At 59.1% G+C, this 21,621-nt stretch carries 21 protein-coding genes; 10 read left to right on the forward strand and 11 right to left on the reverse strand.

What is annotated here, in order from left to right:
• Window positions 1-86 precede the first annotated feature (86 nt).
• From ACL2XF_RS11760 to ACL2XF_RS11770, 3 genes are read right to left on the reverse strand one after another with little or no spacing between them, the layout of a single operon-like run.
• Window positions 87-866 carry an ABC transporter ATP-binding protein gene (locus ACL2XF_RS11760; RefSeq protein WP_413728655.1) on the reverse strand — a complete coding sequence of 260 codons (780 nt, stop codon included), beginning with the start codon at window positions 864-866 and terminating at the stop codon, window positions 87-89.
• A complete protein-coding gene (locus ACL2XF_RS11765; protein WP_410015698.1) occupies window positions 863-1,636 on the reverse strand; it encodes an ABC transporter permease in 774 nt (257 codons plus the stop codon). The genes ACL2XF_RS11760 and ACL2XF_RS11765 overlap by 4 nt, the downstream gene beginning before the upstream one ends.
• Before the next feature lie 8 nt (window positions 1,637-1,644).
• Window positions 1,645-2,613, reverse strand: coding sequence for a glycine betaine ABC transporter substrate-binding protein (locus ACL2XF_RS11770; RefSeq protein WP_413728808.1), 969 nt, complete (start codon window positions 2,611-2,613; stop codon window positions 1,645-1,647).
• 528 nt (window positions 2,614-3,141) lie between these two features.
• Between ACL2XF_RS11770 and ACL2XF_RS11775 the strand changes: the two genes are divergently transcribed.
• The 8 genes from ACL2XF_RS11775 (at window position 3,142) to ACL2XF_RS11810 (ending at window position 12,554) form a co-directional block, all read left to right on the forward strand.
• Window positions 3,142-4,332: a M20 family metallopeptidase gene (locus ACL2XF_RS11775; RefSeq protein ID WP_413728656.1), complete on the forward strand. Its 1,191-nt coding sequence runs from the start codon at window positions 3,142-3,144 to the stop codon at window positions 4,330-4,332.
• The gene (locus ACL2XF_RS11780; RefSeq protein ID WP_410015700.1) at window positions 4,329-5,894 is read left to right on the forward strand and encodes an ABC transporter substrate-binding protein; all 1,566 of its coding nucleotides are present in this window, start codon (window positions 4,329-4,331) and stop codon (window positions 5,892-5,894) included. The genes ACL2XF_RS11775 and ACL2XF_RS11780 overlap by 4 nt, the downstream gene beginning before the upstream one ends.
• A gap of 65 nt (window positions 5,895-5,959) precedes the next feature.
• Window positions 5,960-6,907, forward strand: coding sequence for an ABC transporter permease (locus tag ACL2XF_RS11785; RefSeq protein ID WP_413728657.1), 948 nt, complete (start codon window positions 5,960-5,962; stop codon window positions 6,905-6,907).
• A gap of 66 nt (window positions 6,908-6,973) precedes the next feature.
• Entirely contained in the window at window positions 6,974-7,828 is an 855-nt protein-coding gene (locus ACL2XF_RS11790) for an ABC transporter permease (RefSeq protein ID WP_410015702.1), read from the forward strand.
• 4 nt (window positions 7,829-7,832) lie between these two features.
• Window positions 7,833-8,870, forward strand: a complete 1,038-nt coding sequence (locus ACL2XF_RS11795) for an ABC transporter ATP-binding protein (protein WP_413728658.1) — start codon at window positions 7,833-7,835, stop codon at window positions 8,868-8,870.
• A complete protein-coding gene (locus tag ACL2XF_RS11800; RefSeq protein ID WP_410015704.1) occupies window positions 8,867-9,844 on the forward strand; it encodes an ABC transporter ATP-binding protein in 978 nt (325 codons plus the stop codon). The genes ACL2XF_RS11795 and ACL2XF_RS11800 overlap by 4 nt, the downstream gene beginning before the upstream one ends.
• A 59-nt stretch (window positions 9,845-9,903) precedes the next feature.
• The gene (locus tag ACL2XF_RS11805; RefSeq protein WP_410015705.1) at window positions 9,904-11,130 is read left to right on the forward strand and encodes an MFS transporter; all 1,227 of its coding nucleotides are present in this window, start codon (window positions 9,904-9,906) and stop codon (window positions 11,128-11,130) included.
• Between the two features lie 134 nt (window positions 11,131-11,264).
• Window positions 11,265-12,554 carry an arsenic transporter gene (locus ACL2XF_RS11810; RefSeq protein ID WP_410015706.1) on the forward strand — a complete coding sequence of 430 codons (1,290 nt, stop codon included), beginning with the start codon at window positions 11,265-11,267 and terminating at the stop codon, window positions 12,552-12,554.
• 43 nt (window positions 12,555-12,597) lie between these two features.
• On the opposite strand, the gene ACL2XF_RS11815 is transcribed toward ACL2XF_RS11810, so the two are convergent.
• From ACL2XF_RS11815 to ACL2XF_RS11850, 8 genes are all read right to left on the reverse strand, one after another.
• The gene (locus tag ACL2XF_RS11815; RefSeq protein ID WP_413722453.1) at window positions 12,598-13,020 is read right to left on the reverse strand and encodes a DoxX family protein; all 423 of its coding nucleotides are present in this window, start codon (window positions 13,018-13,020) and stop codon (window positions 12,598-12,600) included.
• A gap of 224 nt (window positions 13,021-13,244) precedes the next feature.
• Window positions 13,245-14,210 carry an arabinose-5-phosphate isomerase GutQ gene (gutQ, locus tag ACL2XF_RS11820; protein ID WP_413722452.1) on the reverse strand — a complete coding sequence of 322 codons (966 nt, stop codon included), beginning with the start codon at window positions 14,208-14,210 and terminating at the stop codon, window positions 13,245-13,247.
• Window positions 14,203-14,976 (reverse strand): glucitol operon DNA-binding transcriptional repressor SrlR, encoded by a 774-nt coding sequence (srlR, locus tag ACL2XF_RS11825; RefSeq protein WP_410015708.1) that lies wholly within the window; start codon window positions 14,974-14,976, stop codon window positions 14,203-14,205. The genes gutQ and srlR overlap by 8 nt, the downstream gene beginning before the upstream one ends.
• Window positions 14,977-15,075: 99 nt before the next feature.
• Window positions 15,076-15,435: a transcriptional regulator GutM gene (gene gutM / locus ACL2XF_RS11830; RefSeq protein ID WP_410015709.1), complete on the reverse strand. Its 360-nt coding sequence runs from the start codon at window positions 15,433-15,435 to the stop codon at window positions 15,076-15,078.
• Between the two features lie 60 nt (window positions 15,436-15,495).
• Window positions 15,496-16,275, reverse strand: coding sequence for a sorbitol-6-phosphate dehydrogenase (gene srlD, locus ACL2XF_RS11835; RefSeq protein WP_413728659.1), 780 nt, complete (start codon window positions 16,273-16,275; stop codon window positions 15,496-15,498).
• Window positions 16,276-16,300: 25 nt separating this feature from the next.
• Window positions 16,301-16,663 (reverse strand): PTS glucitol/sorbitol transporter subunit IIA, encoded by a 363-nt coding sequence (gene srlB / locus ACL2XF_RS11840; protein ID WP_410015711.1) that lies wholly within the window; start codon window positions 16,661-16,663, stop codon window positions 16,301-16,303.
• 23 nt (window positions 16,664-16,686) lie between these two features.
• On the reverse strand, window positions 16,687-17,712 hold the full coding sequence (locus ACL2XF_RS11845) for a PTS glucitol/sorbitol transporter subunit IIB (protein WP_413722448.1): 1,026 nt from the start codon (window positions 17,710-17,712) through the stop codon (window positions 16,687-16,689).
• 15 nt (window positions 17,713-17,727) lie between these two features.
• Complete coding sequence (locus tag ACL2XF_RS11850) at window positions 17,728-18,276, reverse strand: PTS glucitol/sorbitol transporter subunit IIC (protein ID WP_410015713.1); 549 nt, start codon at window positions 18,274-18,276, stop codon at window positions 17,728-17,730.
• A 669-nt stretch (window positions 18,277-18,945) separates the two neighbouring features.
• On the opposite strand from ACL2XF_RS11850, the gene ACL2XF_RS11855 reads away from it, so the two are divergent.
• Together ACL2XF_RS11855 and ACL2XF_RS11860 are read left to right on the forward strand one after the other, a co-directional pair.
• Window positions 18,946-19,596, forward strand: coding sequence for a response regulator (locus ACL2XF_RS11855; RefSeq protein WP_410015714.1), 651 nt, complete (start codon window positions 18,946-18,948; stop codon window positions 19,594-19,596).
• A complete protein-coding gene (locus tag ACL2XF_RS11860; protein ID WP_413728660.1) occupies window positions 19,596-21,377 on the forward strand; it encodes a sensor histidine kinase in 1,782 nt (593 codons plus the stop codon). Before ACL2XF_RS11855 ends, ACL2XF_RS11860 begins: the two co-directional genes overlap by 1 nt.
• Window positions 21,378-21,621 lie beyond the last annotated feature (244 nt).

Here is a 21,621-nt window from a genome sequence, read left to right on the forward strand (position 1 = left end):
CGCCCCGCCCGGCGCGTGGGCGGATGCTGCGCCAGCCTTACCCGGCGCGGGCGCAATCGCCGGATTCGCTCCCGCGCCGGGCACCATTACAGCATATGGCGCCGGGCCTCGGTCCGCACCCGGTGGAGCACCTGTTGTTTAATGTCGCTGTAGCCGGGAGCCTGCGCCAGGGTCTCGATATCCCGCTCCGGGCCGAACGGCACCCGCACTTCTTCAACGATTTTCCCCGGCCGCGCCGACATCACCAGGATACGGTCGGCGAGAAACAGCGCCTCTTCCACATCGTGGGTGACAAATAAAATCGTCGTGCCGGTTTGCTTCCAGGCGGCGCGCAGCAGTTCCTGCATCATCATCCGGGTTTGCGCGTCCAGCGCGCCGAAGGGTTCATCCATCAGCAATATGTCGGGGTCGGGCAGCCAGGCCCGCGCCAGCGCCACCCGCTGCTTCATGCCGCCGGACAGCTGCCAGGGCGCATGCTGTTCAAAGCCCGCCAGGCCCACCCGCTGAAGCCAGGCATTGGCGTCGGCGTCGGCCGCCGCCTTTTTCCGGCCCGCCATGCGCGCGCCGAAGGTGACGTTAGCCAGCACCGACAGCCAGGGAAATAAATTGGGCTGCTGGAACACCATGCCCCGGCTGGGATGCGGCCCCCTGACCGGCCGACCCGCGCACAGGATCCGCCCTTGCCGTACCGGCGTAAAGCCGGCAATCATATTCAGGATGGTGGATTTTCCGCAGCCGGAGGGGCCGAGCAATACCACAAACTCCCCGGCGGCCAGTGACAGCGAGACATCGTCCAGCACCGTCAGGGGCGCCTGCCTGCCGGTAAAAACCTGCGTAATATGCTCAACAGCGATATGTGCCGTCATGCGTCCTTCCCCGCCCAGGGCACCAGCCATTTCTGTACTCCCACGATCGCCAGATCCAGCATATAACCGATGGCGCCGAGCAGCAGGATGCCTATCATCACGATATCGGTGCGCAGATAGGCGCTGGCGTTGATCACCATCCACCCCAGGCCCGACGTAGCCGCCACCAGTTCGGCGGCAATCAGCGACGTCCAGCCGACGCCGATGGACAGCCGCACGCTGGTAAATAGCTCGGGCAAGGTATCCGGCAAGACCACCCGCCAGAAAATCTGCCGGCGCGAGGCGCCCAGCGTCTGCGCTACGCGGATGCGGGCATCGCCGATGCGCTCCACCGCGGCGGCGGCACCCACCACCACGCTCAGAAAAGTAGCGATAAAAATAAGGAAAAATTTCGAGGACTCGCCAATACCCAGCCAGACCACCGCCAGCGGAATAAGGGCGATTTTCGGCAAGGGCCGCAGAAACTGCACAAACGGGTTGAGCGCGGCGGCGATGGGCGCCGACAACCCCATCAACAGCCCCAGCGGGATGCCGCACACGATGGCGACGGCAAAAGCGCTCAGCGCCCGCGCCAGGCTCACCGCGATATGCTCCCAAAGCGGCACCTGGCGGTAGCCGTCGCGCAACAGCTCAACCGTGGTTTCTGCCAGATCCGACAAAGGCGGCAGCAATAGCGGGTCGACCCAGCGCCGTTCCCCGGCGATTTGCCAGAGCAGGAAAAACAGCGCCACCGAGACGACGCTGATAGCAAGATGATGAACAACTTTCATAACGGTATTTATTTACCCGCGGCCTGGCGGATATAGCTGGAATTAATCGCCCCGCTCCAGGTGGCCGGGATATCCCGTTGACGTACCTCGCCGGTGCTCTCCAGGAAATGGGCGGTTTTATTCACCGCCTGTCCGATGCCGCTGCCGTCGGTATTGGTGCCGTCGCCCAGCCAGGCGGCGGTGCCCTGATCGGCGATGGAGGGATATTCCAGGCCGGACAGGGTATTGGTGGCGGTGGTGACGGGCGCGCCTACTTCCCGGGCGACAATGGCGGCGGCGGCATCGGGGTCGCGGCGGAATTCATCCACCTTTTGCTGATGTACCTTCAGGAAGTTGGCCACGATCTCAGGATATTGCCGGGCAAAGGCTTTGCGTACCACGTAGTTGTTATAAATCAGATAACCGTCCTTTTGCAGATCCTTGGTGGCGAACACCTGATGGCCGCCGGACGCTTCCAGCTCCTGGGCAAAAGGCGCCCAGACATAACCGGCGTCGATATCGCCGCGTTTCCAGGCCGCCACCAGTTCCGCCGGGCGCAGCGGGATCAGGGTAATCTTGCCGCGATCGAGTTTATGCACTGCTATCGCCGCTTCCAGCGCGTACTGGGACGTGGAGTTGGGCGGGTAGCCCACACGTTTGCCCTCGATATCCTGCAGGCTATTGATGCCCGGTTTGCCGATCAGGCGCTCATAGGTGGCAATGACGCCGGAAATGCCGACGATTTCCACCGGCAGCTTGCGCACGATGCCGGCGGTGGCCGGGCTGGAACCAAAATTGGCGATATCGATGGCATCGCTGGCGAAATAATTCAGCGCATCGGCGCCCGAGGCGAACTGCACCCACGTCACCTTGGTGCCCAGCGCTTTTTCCAGACTGCCGTCCGCCTTCGCCAACATCAGCACTTGCGAACCGCCGCTGTAGGCAATCCGCACTTCCTGCGGCACCGCCGCAGCGGCAAAGGCCGGGGATAATGACATTAACCAGCTGGCCGCGCCAAACGCCGCCGTTATTATTTTATGCATAAAATATCCTGTGAAATGAAAGCGAATCATTTTATTGTTAGGCCAGTAGCACGGGGCACAGTATAAAGGCAAAGGCTCTGCCTTATTTAGCTAAGATATGAATATTCAAAGTGAATAACTGACTATATGCCGGCCAATACGCTCAACGCCGTCGATATGGCCATAAATTAGGCAGTCGTGAAAAATAATTCTTCTTCTCTTCCGTCAACGCTGTAGAAAAAGAGAATATTATTTCATCAATCTCTTTTCAATAGACTGAAATTTATACTTTTTATATTTTTGACTTGATTATAACCAAATAATAGGACCCCACGAATTGGGCGCTTTGGTAATATTCCGCTTATTTCTAAAAAATAACCGCACGGCAACCTTCGTCCAGAAATTCACTAAGGTTATGCGCTATTTTCATTTTAAGCTCAATTGCGAAATAGTGTATGGTTTTGCGCATGTCCTAATACTATTTATCTCATTATGAGGTTACCCATGACCACAGATACCCTGATCAAACGGATTGACGATGCCATAGATCGGCAGCGGGAAACGTATATTGCCGTCAGCCAGGATATACATGCGCATCCGGAAACCGGCAATAATGAATATTACGCCAATAAGATCCTTACCGGCCTGCTGACCGCGGCGGGATTTACGGTGACATCCAACGTGGCCGGGCATGAAACCGCATTTCACGCCGTCAGGGATAGCGGCAAACCCGGGCCGACGGTGGCCTATCTGGCGGAATACGACGCCCTGATCGGCATCGGCCATGCCTGCGGACACAATATTATCGGCGTGACCAGCATCGCCGCCGCCATTGCGCTCGCGGAAACCTTGCCGGAAACCGGCGGCAAAATCGTGGTATTGGGCACCCCGGCGGAGGAAGGCGGGTTAAAGGGACCGGGCGGGCGAAACGGCAATGTCAAAGCCCGTTTTGTCGAACATGGCTTCCTGCGGGGAGTGGACGCGGCGCTGATGATCCATCCCGCCGGCCGCACGCGCCTGTCGGGCCCGTCGCTTGCCAATAATCATCTTTATTTTAATTTTTACGGCAAGCCTTCCCATGCGGGCAGTTCCCCGCATCTGGGCATCAACGCCCTGGACGCGGTGGTGCTGCTCTATAACGGCATCAGCGTACTGCGCCAGCAGCTGCCGGCGAACGTTCGGGTACACGGCATTATTACCGATGGCGGCCAGGCCCCGAATGTGATCCCGGAATTCGCCGCGGCGCATTATTACATCCGCGCCAATACCCGCGAGGAAGTGATAGCCCTGGAGCCGCGCATCCGCGCCATTGCCGAGGGGGCGGCGCTGGCCACCGGCACGCGCGTGGAGATAGAACACCAGGTGGGTCCGCGCGATTTTCGCATTAACCACACCTTGAATACCCTGCTGCTGGATGTCCTGTCCGCCCATGGCGAACAGGTGGATCTCACGCCTAAAGAAGGTCTGGGGTCCACCGACGCCGGCGATATCAGCCATGCCGTGCCTACCGCGCATCCCTATATCAAGATAGGTCCCGATGACCTGATAGGCCATACGGTGGCGTTTCGCGAAGCCGCCAATTCCCCACGCGGCTACCAGGCGCTGGTGACCGGCGCCCGGGTGCTGGCTAAAACCGGCTACCGGCTGCTGACCGACGCGCATCTGCTCGAACGTATCAAGCAGGAGCAAGCATGAGCTTAATCAATACCATGCGGTTCCATGCCGCCCTGTTTTTACTGTGCGCGGCCCTGCCCGGGTACACCGCCCCGGCCACCGGCGGCGGCGCCCTGAATATCGCCTACGGCAACCGGCCCGGCACCCTGGATCCTTATCTGACCACCAATAACGCCACCTCGGATGTCGACCGTCATATTTTCGAAGAGCTGTTCGTGATTAACGATAAGTTCGAGCCGGTGCCGGAACTGGTCGATCATTACCAGCTCAGCGACGATCGGCTGGTGTATACCTTTACCCTGCGCGACCATATCGTGTTCCAGAACGGCCAGCCGCTGACCGCGGACGACGTTGTCGCCTCCATGAACCGCTGGCTGGCGTTGTCCACCCAGGGTAAAGCCAACCTGCCCGGCGCCGCCTTTACGAAAATCGACCCGTTGACGGTGCAATTGACCCTGAAAACGCCGTCGCTTATCACACTGAATATTCTGGCCGATGTGAAGAATATTGCCGCCATCATGCCAAAAAGCATCATAGATAAGGCCAACGAGACGAAAAGCCCGGTGACCGAGCTGATTGGCACCGGTCCCTACCAGCTGGCGGAGTTCAAACAGGGCGAATTTCTGCATCTCGCCCGCTTTGACGGTTATGTTTCCCGCATTGAACCGGCCAGCGGCCTGGCGGGCAAAAAAAACGCCTATGTGAAAGATATTTTTTTCCGGTATGTTACCGATGAATCCACCCGGCTGGCCGGCGCGCTGACCGGCGAGTACGATCTGGTGTTTAACCTGCCCAAGGACAATATCGACCAGCTTAAACAGGCGCCGGGCATTCAGTTATTTGCCCCGGAATCCGGCGGTTCGCTTATCACCTATTTGTTCAATAAGAAAACCGGACCCTTCGCCGACGTCAAGCTGCGCCAGGCGTTTAATACCGCATTGGATGTCAACAGCGTCCTGCTGGCCGGCTATAGCGACCCGCGTTTTTTCAGCGCCGATTCCTCCCTGGGATTTCCGCAGCAGGTGGATTGGTATAGCGGGGCCGGCAAACCTTACTATAACGTCAATAAGCTCGACGAGGCCCGCAGGCTGGTCAAGGAATCCGGCTACCAGGGGCAGGAGGTGGTGATTATCGCCACCAAGGAATATGCCGAACTCTACAACCTGGCGATCGTGGCCCAACAAGTGCTGAAACAAATCGGCGTTAAATCCCGGCTGGATGTCTATGACTGGCCGACGGTATTGCAGCGCCGCCAGGACCCGAAAAATTTCGATCTCTGCGCCCTGGAATTCTCCATGCGCCAGGTACTGCATCAATATCCCTTCCTCGACTCGCGGGCCAATTTCCCCGGCTGGTCCAACAGCCCGGACATCGACAGCGTTCTGGATCGCATTAAGCAGGCGCCCTCGCTACAGGATGCCAAACCGCTGGTGGACCAACTGCACGTCCTGACCTGGCAATACCTGCCGGTGATTGTGCTGGGCCATACCCAGCCTGAACCCATTGCCGTCAAGGACGGCGTCAAGGGCTACGCGGACCTGATCGGCCCGATTTTATGGAATGTGCAGGTCCCGGATAAATAACCTTTGCCCGGTCGGTTTTTTAGCGGCCCGCTGCCGGCCCGGTTACGGCGGGCAAGGATAAACAAATGGTATGGTATGCGTTACACCGGCTGTTGGCGCTGATCCCGGTATTGCTGGTGGTGGCGGTGGTGGTGTTCTGCCTGGTGCATCTTGCGCCGGGCGATCCGGTGCTGGTGGTCCTCGGCAATGACGCCCGGCCGGAAGACGTGCTGGCGATGCGCGCCAGGCTCGGCCTTAACCGGCCGCTGGTTGAACAGTTCTGGCTATGGTTTTCCCGCATCCTGCAAGGCGATCTGGGGTACTCCCTGTTTATGCGGGAAAGCGTGATCACGCTGTTCATGCAGCATCTTAAACCCACGCTATCGCTGGCGTTGCTGGCGCAGGGCATGGCCATGCTGCTTGGTATCCTGGGCGGCATCGCGGCGGCTTACCGGCGCGGGCGCTTTACCGATCGCCTGATTATGGCGCTGGCGACCTTCGGGCTGTCGATTCCGGGCTTTTTACTCGGCCTGTTCCTGATTTTCTTTTTTGCCGTCCATCTGCGCTGGTTTCCGGTGATCGGCTATAAATCCGGCCAACTCAGCCTGTGGCAAAACCTGCATTACCTGTTCCTGCCGGCGCTGGCGCTGGCCATCCGCATCGCCGCCCTGCTGGCGCGCATGATCCGCGCGGTCATGCTGGACGTGCTTCATGAGAACTACATCAAGACCGCGCGGGCCAAAGGCGTTCCCGAACGGGGGGTATTGCTGCGCCATGCGTTTAAAAACGCCTGGATCCCGGTACTGAATATCTGCGGCGAATCCTTTGGATCGCTTATCACCGGCGCCATCGTGATTGAAAGCGTGTTCGGCATTCCCGGCGTCGGGTCATTGATTATCGATTCCATCGAGCGGCGGGATTTTACCGTGATCCAGGGGTCGGTGCTGCTGATTACCACCAGCTACGTAGTGATTAACCTGCTGGTCGATCTGTCGTTTGGGTGGATCGATCCGCGCCTTAAGGTGAAGGCATGATGCGCCGCCATCCCGCTTTTTCGCACCGCATGGCGCCCGCGCCATGGCAACCAGGAGGGCCGCGCCATGACGGTATTGTCGCGTCATAAAATGATGCTGGCCGGCGGCGTGATACTGCTGCTGCTGGTCGTGCTGTCGCTGGCCGCGGGGTATTTCAGCCCCTACGATCTTTATGCCCTCGATCCGCTCAGCCGGTTAAAAAGCCCGACCGCGCAGCATTGGTTCGGCACCGATAACTTTGGCCGCGATGTGTTGACGCGTGTGGCCTACGCCATTCGCATCTCCCTGCTGGTGGGCATGTCGGTCGCCGCGGCCGCCGGGGTATTCGGCTTGATAACCGGCCTGCTGTCCGCCTGGTACCGGCCGGTGGATCTGATCGCCATGCGCGTTTGCGACGGCCTGTTTGCCTTCCCTTCCCTGTTGCTGGCCATTGCCATCGTCGGCATCCTGGGGCCGAACACCCTGAATGTGGTATTGGCGCTGTCGCTGGTATATATCCCCTCCATCGCGCGGGTGGTGCGCTCGGCGGCGCTGGTGATTAAGGAAAAGAATTATATCGAGGGCCTGAGGGCCCAGGGCGCCACCGACGGGCGCATGATCTGGCGCCATATCCTGCCGAATGTGATGTCGCCCTTTATCGTGCAGATCACCTTTATTTTTTCCGTGGCCATTCTTACCGAGGCGGCGTTAAGTTTTCTCGGCTCCGGTGTGCCGGCGCCGATGCCCAGCCTGGGCAATCTGCTGCTGGAGGGTAAAAAAGTGATCTTTACCTCCTGGTGGATGACCTTTTTTCCCGGCATCTCGATCGTTATCCTGATCTTAGCCCTTAATATCCTCGGCGACGGCCTGCGCGACCTGCTGGATCCCACCATCCGCCCCTTGCCGCGACGCGTGCTGGGCATGTTAAGAGACAGGCCTTAGCGTTATGGCAGACAGTATGATACCCGGCGCCCCGCTGCTGGCGGTGAATGACCTGGTGGTCAAAATAGCCACTGAACAGGGCGTCGTCAGGCCGGTGCGCGGTATTTCTTTCGCCGTGAAGGCGCATGAAACCCTGGGCATTATCGGCGAATCCGGCTGTGGTAAAAGCGTCACCGCCGAAGCCGTTATGGGGCTGCTGGACCCCCGCATCACCGAGGCGCAGGGCAGCGTACGCTTTAACGGCCGCGATTTGCTGGCGCTATCGCAGCGCGAGCGGCGCGCCATCCAGGGCAATACCCTGTCGATGGTTTTCCAGGATCCGCTGTCGAGTTTAAACCCGCTCTTTACCGTCGGCCGCCAGATCGGCGAGAGCCTCCAACTGCACGCCGACCTGTCCCGCCGGCAGCGGGCCGCGCGGGTGATGGCGCTGCTGGAACAGGTGGGCATCCCGGATACGGCGCGTTGTTGCGCCGCTTATCCCCATGAAATTTCCGGCGGCATGCGCCAGCGGGTGATGATTGCCATGGCCGTGGCCTGCCATCCGGCGCTGCTTATCGCCGATGAGCCGACCACCGCCCTGGATGTGACGATTCAGGCGCAAATCCTGCAGTTGCTGGAGTCGCTTAAGGCCGCCAACGGCATGGGCATCATTTTGATTACCCATGATTTGTCGGTCGTCGCGCAAATGTGCCAGCGGGTAATCGTCATGTATCTGGGTGAAGTGGTGGAGGAAGCCGACGTCATGACCTTATTCGACCGGCCCCGGCACCCCTATACCCGGGGTTTGATGGCGGCAATCCCGTCGCTGCGCGGCGCGCGTCAATCCCGGCTGACGGAAATCAAGGGCAGCGTGCCCCCGCTTACCGACAGCCCGGCCGGCTGCGGCTTCGCCCCCCGCTGCCCGTTTGCCGGCGCCATATGCCGGCGTCATCCGCCGCTGGCGGCGATAAGGGATGGCGGCGCGACCGCCGGCCCGGAGGCTTCGCGTCATGCCGTGCGCTGCTGGAAAGCCGAAGAACTCGACCGGGAAACAGTATTATGAACCCAACTGCCGTTTACCCGCCGCCGCTGTTGCGCGTTAGTCATCTGACGAAAAAATTCAAAGTCCGCCAGGGCCTGCGCACTCGCTGGATCACCGCGGTGGATGACGTTAGTTTTCATGTTGATGAGCGGGAAACCTACGCCTTGGTGGGTGAATCCGGCAGCGGCAAAAGCACGACCGGCAGGACGCTGCTGCGGCTCACCGACGCCAGCGCGGGGCGCGCCGATTTTGCCGGCCGCGATATTTTCAGCCTGTCGGCGGCGCCCCTGCGCGCCCTGCGCAAAGATATACAGATGATATTCCAGGATCCGCTGTCCTCCCTGGATCCCAAGCGTACCATCGGTTACAGCGTGGCGGAGCCGTTAATTATCCACGGTATCGGTAATAGCGCCGAACGCGAGGCCCGCGTCGGGCAACTGCTCGCCAGGGTGGGTTTCAGCCCGGCGGACGCCAAACGCTATCCGCACGAATTTTCCGGCGGACAGCGCCAGCGCGTGGGCATCGCCAAGGCGCTGATCCTCAATCCCCGGCTTATCGTCTGCGACGAGCCGGTCTCGGCGCTGGATGTTTCGATTCAATCGCAGATCCTGAACCTGCTGCTGGAACTGCAGCGGGAAAATGGTCTTGCCTACTTATTTATCGCCCACGATCTCAGCGTTGTGCACCATATCGCCGATCGCATCGGCGTCATGTACCGGGGACGCCTGGTGGAGGAAGCGCCGGCGGATGCGCTGTTTGCCGACCCCCGGCATCCCTATACCCGCTATCTGCTGGCCTCGATACCGCCGTCGCATCCGCGTTTGAAAACCGTCGCCGCCACGCCCGCCCTCCGCGCCGATACGGGGCCGCATACGGGCCGGGGCTGCGTCTTCAGCGGCAAATGCCCGCACGCGATGCCACGCTGCTTTACACAGTTGCCGATTGATCGCCGCGTCGGCGACAGGCATCATGTTGCCTGCCATCTTGCCGGCTGATCGGCGCGCGCCGCAACGCCGGGGCGGGCGGGCATGTTTTCTAACCAATCTGGATTGTCATGGCCATTGTGAAAGATAACCACCCTGAACAGGCTTTACCGGTCGCCCGCGCCGGCCGCAAAGTGCTGGGCGCGGCCAGCCTGGCGCATTTATATCATGATGGCGCGACCGACATGCACTACCTGCTGTTTGCCGTGTGGCAGCAGCAGTTCGGCCTGTCGATGATGCAAATCGGGCTGCTCAAGACGCTGTTTTCCGGCTCGCTGGCCGTCTGGCAGATTCCAGCGGGTGAACTGGGCAAAGCGTTTGGCGAGCGCAGGCTGTTAATCGCCGGCACGCTGCTGTTGTCCGCGGCGTTATTTTTATATGGTTTCTCCGGCGGCATCCTGCCGCTGATGGCGTTGATTATCGTGGGCGGCATGGGCGCCAGCGTGCAGCACCCGTTGGCATCAAGCTATATTTCACAGTATTTTACCGTCCGGCAGACCCGGCTGGCGCTAAGCACCTATAACTTTTTCGGCGATGTCGGCAAGTGCCTGATTCCCAGCGCCATTTCTGGTTTATTGTTACTCATCGCCTGGGGCTGGTCGGTACGGGTCATCGCGGTTGCGGGCATCCTGGTGGCCGTCGGCCTGCGCTTTTTGTTGCCCCAACGCGTTGCCGGACAAGCCGGCGTTGCGCCGTCGCCGGGACGGGAAGGCGCCGCCTATCAGCCGCTGCCCCGCGTCCCCGAGGCCAGACGCCGGTTAGCCTTTATCTCCTTATGCGTTATCGGCAGTCTGGATAATGCCACGCGCGCCGGCACCCTGACGTTCCTGCCTTTTTTACTGGCCGCCAAGGGCGCGACGCCCGCCGGCGTCGGCTTTGCGCTGACCACCATTTTTATCGGCGGCGCCTGCGGCAAATTAGTCTGCGGCGCACTGGCGCCCAGGCTTGGGGTATTACGCACCGTGGCCGTCAGTGAAATATTCACCGCCGCGCTTATTATTGCTCTGTTATTTACCCCGTTAACCGCCAGTTATCTGTTGCTGATTCCGTTAGGCATCGCGCTAAACGGCACGTCTTCCATCCTGTACGGCACCGTGGCGGAACTCGCCAAACCCGGCCAGCAAACCCGCGCATTTTCCATTTTTTATACCATCTCCCTTGGCTGCGGCGCCCTGATGCCTATCGTCTACGGCGCGCTCGGCGATCGTATTGGTATCGTTCCCGCGCTGAATATCGTGGCGCTGTTGCTTATCGGCGTGCTGCCGCTGCTACTGCCGTTAAGGGTCATCAGCAAATAAAATTTTGCGGATGATGGATTAAAAAAAAAAGGATTTTCGCCCTCCAGCGGTTATATTCTACCGATAGTTCAGCGGCCTTACGGCAACCCATGTTCTGTCCGCCGCTGTTTATTTAGCGGATTAAGCGGGGCGCCATGGCTGCGGCTGTAACAATTTTTATCTTCACGATCGTATTGGTTATCTGGCAGCCCAAGGGACTAGGCATCGGCTGGAGCGCCATGCTCGGCGCCGGGCTGGCGCTCGCGAGCGGCGTGGTAGAGGTGGCTGATATCGCCGTGGTGTGGCGGATAGTATGGAATGCCACCGCCACCTTTATCGCTATTATCATTATCAGTCTGTTGCTCGATGAGTGCGGTTTTTTTTCCTGGGCGGCGCTCCATGTCGGCCGCTGGGGAAACGGCCGTGGCCGGCTGCTGTTCAGCTATACCATTCTGCTGGGCGCCGCCGTATCCGCCTTGTTCGCCAATGACGGCGCAGCGCTTATCCTCACGCCAATCGTGATGTCCATGCTGCTGGCGCTGGGGTTCAAGCGCAGCACCACCCTGGCGTTTGTCATGGCGGCGGGTTTTATCGCCGATACCGCCAGCCTGCCGCTGGTGGTATCGAACCTGGTGAATATCGTCTCGGCCGATTATTTCAAACTGGGTTTTAATGCCTATGCCTCGGTCATGGTGCCGGTCAATATTGCCGCCGTGGCCGCCACCCTTATTACGCTGCACCTGTTTTTCCGGCGTGAAATACCGGCAAACTATGACGTCGCGCGCCTGCCTGCGCCGAAGGATGCCATTCGCGACCCGGCCACCTTCCGTACCGGATGGGTGGTGCTGATCCTGCTGTTGGGGGGCTTTTTCGGCCTGGAACCGCTGGGCGTTCCGGTCAGCCTGATCTCCGCCGCCGGCGCGCTGATCCTGTTCGTGGTGGCGAAAAAGGGCCGCGCCATCAATACCGGCCGGGTGCTGCGCGGCGCGCCCTGGCAAATCGTTATTTTTTCCCTGGGGATGTACCTGGTGGTGTATGGCCTGCGCAACGCCGGTCTGACCCATGCGCTGTCCGCCCTGTTAAGCCGGTTCGCCAGCCAGGGCCTGTGGGTGGCGACGCTCGGCACGGGATTCCTGACCGCGTTCTTATCTTCCGTGATGAATAACCTGCCCAGCGTACTGGTCGGCGCGCTGTCGGTGGAAGGCAGCACCGCCACCGGCGTGGTTAAACAGGCGATGATTTACGCCAATGTCATCGGCTGCGATCTCGGGCCTAAAATCACCCCCATCGGCAGCCTGGCCACCTTGCTGTGGCTGCATGTGCTGGCAAAAAAGAATCTGAGCATTTCCTGGGGTTATTATTTTCGCGTGGGAGTGGTGATGACGCTGCCGGTACTGCTGGTGACGCTGGCGGCATTGGCCCTGCGCCTGTCGTTACCCTTTTAATGCCAGGCGCGGCCAGCGGCTATTCGCCGGTCGCGCCGGAAGATCAGTTTTTCATTACAGCATATTTACCCGGCCCTATCAGCATAATCACCAGGCCGCCGAAAAAGTAGAGCGCTTCCGTTTCCAATGCCCAGGCGCCGACATCCGTGAGTTTATAAAAATGCCCCATGCCAACCAGCAGGGTAGCCACCAGCAGATTAAAAGCGATAATAAATGCCGCCGGCCGGGTCATAAACCCGACAATAATCATGATGGGGGCAATAATTTCGCCGATAAAGGCGCCATAGGCGATAAAACCGGGCAACCCGTGGCTTTGCAATAAATCAGCGATCCAGCCGACGCCGTGCTGGGTTTTGGCGTAACCATGAAATAACAGTAGTATGCCGAAGGTCAAGCGTAACAGAAGCTTACCCGCGTTGGGGCCATCCACGAAACGTGCAAATCCGTTATTAATAGCAGTAAGCATAAGGGTTATCTTCAATAATATTCGTCACAATGTAGGGCTACGTTAACCGATATCCTCTCCGGCATCTAATCAAATAAACTGATAGAGATAGTCAAAAAAGTATCATGTTATTTAATCTGATGACGCCGACAGCAATATTGTCGCGGTTGATAAATAAAAGCATGAGGAAAATAGTTCAACCTGCCGTGGGTAATAATACCGCGATGGATTATAGCCGCGCCCGGTCAGCCGATCCCCGCCTGATGCAAATCGTGCAGATTAAGCGCGCCGACCAGGCGTCCCTCGGTATCCACGACCGGCGCGGCGGTGATATGGTGCTGGTGCAACGCCGCCAGCGCCGCCCCGGCCCGCCATTCCTGCGGCAACCGATAGCCCGGCTGGGTCATGGCATGCCCGACGCACTCGTCCAGTCCATGTCCTTTCACCAGCCAGCGGCGCAGATCGCCGTCGGTAAATACGCCCGCTACCCGATTTTCGCTATCGCATACCGCCACCAGGCCAAGACCGGTTCGGCTCAGTTCCAGCATGGCGTCCAGCACGCTGTCCTGCTGCTTGATCCTGGGCAAACGGTCGTCGCGGCGCATGACATGATGCACCCGGTTCAACAGACTGGCCCCCAGGCTGCCGCCGGGATGCGATCGGGCGAATTGCTCGGCGTCGAATCCGCGGTAACGCATCAGCGCCATCGCCAGCGCGTCGCCGATCATCAGCGTGTTCACCGCGCTTGACGTGGGCGCCAGCCCCATCGGGCAGGCCTCCCGCTCAACGCTGATATCCAGCACGCAGGCGGCGGCCTGCGCCAGCGGTGAATCAAGGTTGCCGGTAATGGCCACCACCGGGATACCGCTTTCGGCCAGCAGCGGCAAAATCAGCCTCAGTTCCTGGGCGCGGCCGGAATAGGAGATAAACACCACCACGTCCTGGCTGCCTATCATGCCCAAATCGCCGTGCAGCGCCTCGGCGGGGTGGACAAAAAACGCCGGCGTGCCGGTACTGGCCAGCGACGCGGCGATCTTTTTACCGATATGCCCCGATTTGCCCATGCCGGAAATCACCACCTTTCCCCGGCAGCCGAGCAACAGCCGGCAGGCGCGCGTTACGCTGTCGTCCAGGCGGTCGCGCAGGCGCCGCGCTTCGGCGATCTCGATATCGAGGGTTTCCCGCGCGTACGCCAGCAACCGGTCACTCATCGTCTTCTCCCACCAGCATCACTTCAATGCCCCTCTCCCGCAGCGCGGCCAGGTACACCGGGTTAATATCGCGATCGGTGATCAGCAGATGGACGGCGTCCAGTTCGCAGACCACGTTGGGGCTTTTACGACCGAATTTAGAGGAATCCACCAGCAGGATGAGCTGCTGCGCCGCGCGGCACATGGCCTGGCTAACCGTGTGGACTTCGTTGAAGGTGGTCACGCCCGCGTTCAGGTCCACCCCGTCCGCGCCGATAAACAATTTATCGAAACTGAAATGGGAAAACGCCGCTTCGGCCAGGCTGCCGTGAAACGATGCCGAGTTTTTACGATAAGTCCCCCCCGGCATCAGGATGGTCTGATCGTTATCCAATTCTACCAGTTCATTGACAATCGTCAGGCTATTGGTCATCACGGTGATATTATTAAACTGCGCCAGATAGGGCACCATTTGCAGCACGGTACTGCCGGCATCGAAGATCAGGGAATCGCCGTCGTTAATCAGGCCGGCGGCCCGGCGGGCGATTTGTTTTTTCTTGGCGGTATTGATATGGGTCTTGCGGTCGATGGGCTGATCGCCCTCCTCCCGGCTTAATACTACCCCGCCATAGGTGCGGATAACCGCCCCCTCTTCTTCCAGCAGGGTTAAATCCTTGCGTATAGTGGTACCCGTGGTGGCAAAACGACTGGCAAGATCCTCCACGGCCGTTTTACCGTGCGTTTGCAGGTATTCCAGAATTGCCGCATGGCGTTGCTTTGGTTTCATAACAATTTCCGAATCGATTGGCGAAATAGCCACTGACGGAGATTATACCTTGAATACCATTCCAAATGAAAGATACCACCTTTTAAAATGAAAATATCATCATTTCGGTTCAATCGCTAAAGACAGCGCGGTTTGCAATGCCGGATCGCGCGGAAATATGACATACGGAATGAGCTGTGCTTTTGACAGGCCGATTAACGCCGTCAGCCGCCGTGGCCGGGCAAATACCGTGATGCCGCGCAGGATAAAACCATCGCATACCCGCTGCTCGCCGTCAAAAGCCAGCGCCAGTACCACCCTGGCCTTAAAGCGGCCGGCGGAACGGCCCACGCCCACGTGTCCCCGCAGGCACAAGGCGTCGAAAGCGCGGTTGAAACTGCGGATTTGCCATCCGCCCAGGATAATCTGGCCTATCCAGGCCACGATCGCGATTGACACCAGCAGCGCCGTTGCACTCATCCGGTCATCTCCTCCAGGAATAATTGCCCCGCCGGAGGCTTCCGGCGGGGTGGGTGCGGGTCAGAACATCACCTGCCCGCCGGTAATATTAATGGATTGCCCGGTGCAGTAAGAGGCTTTGTCACTGGCATAAAACAGCAGCATATTCAGCACATCCTGATACTCGCAGCCGCGTTTCAACGGCACCTTGTCGATATAATACTGTTCGACCTGATCCGCGCGCAGGCCAAGCTTTTTCGCATATTGCGGCAACAGCGACTGGAACATCGGCGATTTAAGCAAGTTGCCCAGCATCAGCGAGTGAACGGTGATGCCGTACTCCGCCAGATCCAGCGCCAACGATTGAGTCAGTCCCACGCCGCCGAACTTGGCGGCGCTGTAGCCCGAATTATGCTTACTGCCCACTTTACCCGACTTGGAGTTTATTTGGATAATCCGCCCGGCGATGCCGTCACGGATCATGAGTTTGGTAAATTCGCGCGCGCACAGGAAATAGCCCACCAGGTTCACCTGCAACGACAGATCAAAATCCACCAGTGCAAACTGGGTGATAGGCGCCGCCTTGGCCAGGCCCGCGCTGTACACCAGCAGGTTGACCTGGCCGAACTGCTGGTCGACCTGCTGCGCCAGACGCGTCACGCTCTCTTCGTTCGTCGCGTCCGCGCCAAAACCAAATGCCGTTCCCTCCCCCAGGCGATCGTTGATATCCGCCGCCACCTGCCAGGCATGCTGCGCATTTAAATCGGCCACCGCCACCCGGTACCCGGCCTGCGCCAACCCTGCGCATAAAAAGGCGCCGAGGGTTTGACCACCACCAATGACTACCGCAACCTGCTTCATACACGTGCTCCTACAGAATAATAAATCAAGACAAAATGGCTAATACGCTGCCGACGGGGATATCGGCCGGGGTCGGTCCCGCGACATGGACGGTGCCGGGATATTCCGCCTGCCCGGCGCCGTCAAAACGGATGGTGATATGGCCCAGTTCGCGCAGGTTACTGGTCGCCACGTCGCCCACCGCGGTGATGGGGAACGCCTCGTTCGCCAGGGTCAGCGTCTCGCCGGCCCGCAGCTCGCCCTGCATATCGCCGTGGCGGTGGATAAAACAGTAGGCCTCGATATCTTCCGGCGCGCCCTCGCGGAAGGTAATCAGCATATTGTCGGCCAGCGACTCGCGCGCGTTTTCGCCGACGCGGGTAAAGGTGGTCTGGTAAATCGTCTGCATACAAACGCCCTCATCAAAAGACTTCATTGGTAAATAAAACCGGATACCGCCCAGGCCAGCAGAACGGTCGGCGCGCCGGTCAGGAAACGACCGACCAGTACCGACGGCACCCCTACCCGGACCGTATCCTGCTTGGCTTCGGCCAGCGACAGGCCGACCGGGATAAAATCGCAGGCCGCCTGGGCGTTGATGGCGAACAATGCCGGCAGCGCCAGATGGGGGGGAATATGGCCTTGGCCTATCTGTACGCCGACGAGGACGCCGATAACCTGCGCTATCACCGCCCCCGGGCCGAGAAACGGCGATAGCAGGGGAAAGGAGCAAATCAACGCCAGCGTCACCAGGCCGATGGGGCTATTGGCCAGCGGCGTCAGGCCGTGGGCGATAAAATCACCCAGTCCCGAGGCGATAATGATGCCGATAAGCGCGGAGACAAAGGCCATAAAGGGCAGTATGGTTTTCAGCACGGTATCAATGGTTTCGCGCCCGGCCTGGAAAAATACCGCCACCACCGATCCCATGCCCATGCCGACTTTCGCCAGCAGCCCGTCGCTTTGCTCGGTAATTTTTTTGCTGGTGTCGTAATCACGGCCGGCGCCCTTGGCCGCCGTGCCGGTATCCCTGACGCGCTCGTTGGCGGCCTGCGGCTGCGGCGACGCGTTGGCCGCCTGGGTATCATCATCCGCCAGCAGTTGGATATTCTGCTCACGCACGCCGGAGACATAAATGTCCTCCAGGATAAATTGTGCCAGCGGACCGGAGCGGCCGGTGGCATGGATATTGACCGTGGGAATGCGCCGCTTGGGGTAAATGCCGCAGCGCAGGGTGCCGCCGCAGTCAATCACCACCACGCCTATCTCATCCGCCGGCGGTTCCCCTTCCTTGAATCCGTCCACCGCCGGCCAGCCGGTGAGCCGGCTCAGGCGATCGACAATCGCCGGACGCGTGCCCGCCGTGATGTACACCACTTTTTTGCCCGGCACGGCCTCAATCAGCAAGGGCCCGCCCCAGCCGCTTTCGCCTTTTTCAATACGGATAAATGTATTCATCGCCTTCTCCTGGGATTACAAGCGGACATGCTGATCAAGTTGGATATGCATTTTGCGTTCAAAAATCGACGTGGTCAGATCGGTTATCCACCCGCGGAAAAAGTTGGTGAACATGCCGACCAGCAGGTAGCTGACCGCCAGCGGCCCCAGCGGCAGGTTCAGCGTGGTCAGCCCGTTGGCGATGCCGAGATAGACAAACAATTCGCCGGGGTTGATATGGGGAAACAGGCCGTTCATGGAGTGGCAGCTGTAAGAGGCGGCGGCGTAATAGCTGGGTTTGTATTTTTCCGGCATAAAGCGGCCGAGGCTTAAGGTCATCGGATTGCAAAAGACAAAGGTGCCGATAACCGGCAGCAGCAGATACCGCGACAACGGATTACCCGCGCAGCGCTGCGCCAGACGTTCAATCCTGCTCTGGCCCACAAAAACGATCAGGGCATTCATAATGACCAATAAACTGATAAGCAGCGGGAGGATGCCGGTAACCATGCCGACAAACACCGAACCGCCTTTTTGAAACAGGCCGATAAACCACTCGGCGCCGTGGGCGATCACGTCAATCATAATTTTCTCCATTTCGGGGTACGAACAAGGAAAAGCACCTTTGGCAATACGGGCGTCGATATACTGCGCTGCTTAAGATAGGCGACTTAGGTTATGGTTTGTTAGATATACGTCACGTTTTGAAAGTTATTTCTTTTGAAATGAAATATTATTGATCGTTTTTGTAATCTTAATGAAATACTGACAATGATATTGCGGGGATCACGGCCCCGTTGGGACCGGCGGAACGGGCTGAAGAAGGAACAAGACAGCGCGCGTTAAGTGCCAAAACCGATACCGGCGCCATCCGGACATTTTCACTTGAGGTTAATCTGAAAGCGACGGCTTTTACATTGCCCCTGCGCCGGTGATAAAACGCTATATTCTCTTTAGTTCAACATCAGCATTAGCAGATTATTTCGCACAAAAATCATCGCCAACCGGATGCCCCTCGCCATGCGCCTCAACTACGCGTTGCCGCCAGCCTGATGAAGTAAAGATAGCGATAAGAATGTTAACCCGCCGTTACCGGGTTCTTCACAATGCCGCCATTCCATGTAAAACTGGATCCGCCGATTTCATCACCAAAAATAATTAAACCGGCCTGGTGTCAGGAGGGTCACTCCAGGAGCAGACCATTCCCCATCCTCTTTGGGCTTATTAATTTAAATGCTACCCCTTGGCGTAATCATGAATACTTCCAGCATTAAGGTTTTACTGGTTGAAGACGACGAACCCATGCGCATGGAGTTCGAGTCCATGGTGTTAAGCCATCCCCGCCTGACCCTGGCGGGAAGCGTCGCCACCCTGGGCGAGGCATGGGCGTTGCTGCGGCATACCGTTCCCGATGTCGCCATCATCGATCTGGGCCTGCATGACGGCGACGGTATTGAATTGATCAAGTCGCTGCAGCAGCAGGCGGCGCGCACCGCGGTACTGGTCGCCACCATCTTCGGCGACGAGGCCCATGTTATCCGCGCCATCGAGGCCGGCGCGCGCGGATATCTGCTCAAAGATACCGCCATTGATGAATTCGCCCGGGCGGTGGAGCTGGTGCACGCCGGCGGCGCCCCGCTATCGCCGCAGATCGCCCGCCATTTGCTTAAACGGTTCGAACCGGCGGAAAAATCCAGCGCCGCGGTGCGCCCGGACGGCCTGACGACGCGGGAAATCGATATCCTGCGGCATATTTCCCAGGGTTTTACCGTGGCGGAATCCGCACGCATGCTGAATATCTCGACGCATACGGTCGCCACCCATATCAAGAATATCTATAGCAAACTGGCCGTTCATAATCGCGTGGAGGCCATTATCCAGGCGCGGAACCAGGGCCTGATCTAATGCGCCCGTTTCTTCGGCGGCGCGGGCTGTGGGCCGGGCTGGCGCTGCTGCTAAGCCTGACCCCGCCTGCGGGTGCGTCTTCTTCCCCGGCCGGCGGCGCCGACGCGGCGCTGGCAACGCGGCTGTTGGATCGCGCGGAGTTTATCTACAGCCGCGATGCCACGCCGCCCGCACGGCATGGCGAGACGGTAGCATTACCGGATAACTGGCGTCAGCGCATCCCGGCGTTTAGCGGCATTGCCTGGTATCGGCTGGACTTCCATCTTGACGCGCCGCCGGCGCAGCCGCTGGCCTTATACCTGCCGCATCTCTCCGTGGCCGGGGAAGTCTGGCTTAACGGTTCGCTGCTTAACCCGGGCGTGCGTTTCAACGATGCCGCTGGCCGCCACGTTGAACCCATGAAGGAATCGCCATTATATATCGTGCTGCCGGCCGGGTTGTTCCGCAGCGGCGACAATCAGCTGGCCGTCAGGCTGGAAGGGGACAGCGCGCTGCGCAGCGGGCTTTCCGCCATCCGCCTGGGGCCCGCGCAGGCGCTGCGTGACCTGTGGTTTGAGCGGTATCTTTTGCAGGTCATCGTCCCCTATGTACTTCTGGTGCTGATTGCCGGTTCCCTGTGTTTCCTGGTGGCCTACACCTGGCGGCAAAAGCGCGTGTTCATCATCCAATTCGCCCTGCTGGCCTCGCTGGCCACGCTGCTCGCCTATCTCGCCGACCTGGCTATTCCCCTCGGGGCCCAGGAAGGGTTGCGGGTGATGATCACCACCATTATGTATTGGGCGCTGTGCGTGGCGGGTTATCGCCTCTGCGGCGCGCGGCTGCGCTGGTTCCCCCCATTGCTGCATGGCCTCACCCTGCTGACGGTTATCAGCGTCATGGCGCTGATGCTGCTGGGCAAGGCGACAGATCGCGCCTGGCTGATAACCTGGCCCCACGTACTGCTGCGCCTGGTGCCCATCGCCCTGCTGCTGGCGCGGGGCTGGTCAACCCGTTCGGTAAAGCTTATCGCCCTGTCGCTGACCGCGCTGATATGGACGCTCAGCGTCGCCCAGTCTTATTTGATTATTATGGAATGGTTGCCTTGGGACAGTTTTCGCTGGAGTTTTGTCGGCGCGCTGCCGTTTTGTTTTGTCATGATCTATTTTTTTGCCGAGCGGTTTATCATCGATCGTGAAGGCAGCCAGATCGAAAAGCGCGCGGCAATTATCGCCGAACGCGCGCGCATCCTGCAGGACATGCACGACGGTATGGGAGCGCAGCTGATAACCGCGCTGCGCCTGGCGCGCCGCCGCGACACCGACCCGGAGGAACTGGCCCGCCATATCGAGGAGTCGTTACAGGACCTGCGTTTGATTATCGACTCGCTGGACCTGGCCGAGCATGATCTGCTGCCGCTGCTGGGCAACCTGCGCTTTCGGCTGCAGCCGCGCCTGAGGGCGCTGGGCATTGCCCTGGAATGGGATGTGGCGCCCATTCCCGCCCTAAACTACCTGACGCCGGCGTCGGCGCTGTCCATACTGCGAATTGTGCAGGAAGCCATTAATAACGCGCTGCAACATGCGCAGCCTTCCCGGATCCGCATCGAGGTCAAACCGATAGGCGATGAGGTCATGGTGCGGGTCGCCGACGACGGCCACGGCATGCTGCCCGATCTTATCCGGCCGGGTTCGCGCGGACTGGCGGGCATGCATGCGCGCGCCAGTAAGCTTGGCGTGCGCCTGACGGTACAGGGTGGAGCGGGGGGTACCGAAGTGGCGTTATATCTGCCGTTTTTGGGCTAGCGTCTTTATTATAATCAGGAGAATACCGTAAACAGGGTATGCGCCCCCACCCTTGATTACGTACACTTTGCATCAGTAGGATGCTGGTTGCCGCACATTGCGCGGCAGGTTGTGGGCATGCTGCGTTTACTGCAGGTTATATCATTAGATACACAGCATAGTTAGATTACGTTAATATTGCACTAGGTGATAAAATGCAAATCATTTTACCTGTAATAGGTTTAATCTTGTTAATGGTTTTAAT

Source organism: Sodalis sp. RH19 (genome assembly GCF_047324215.1).
Classification (GTDB): domain Bacteria; phylum Pseudomonadota; class Gammaproteobacteria; order Enterobacterales; family Enterobacteriaceae; genus Acerihabitans.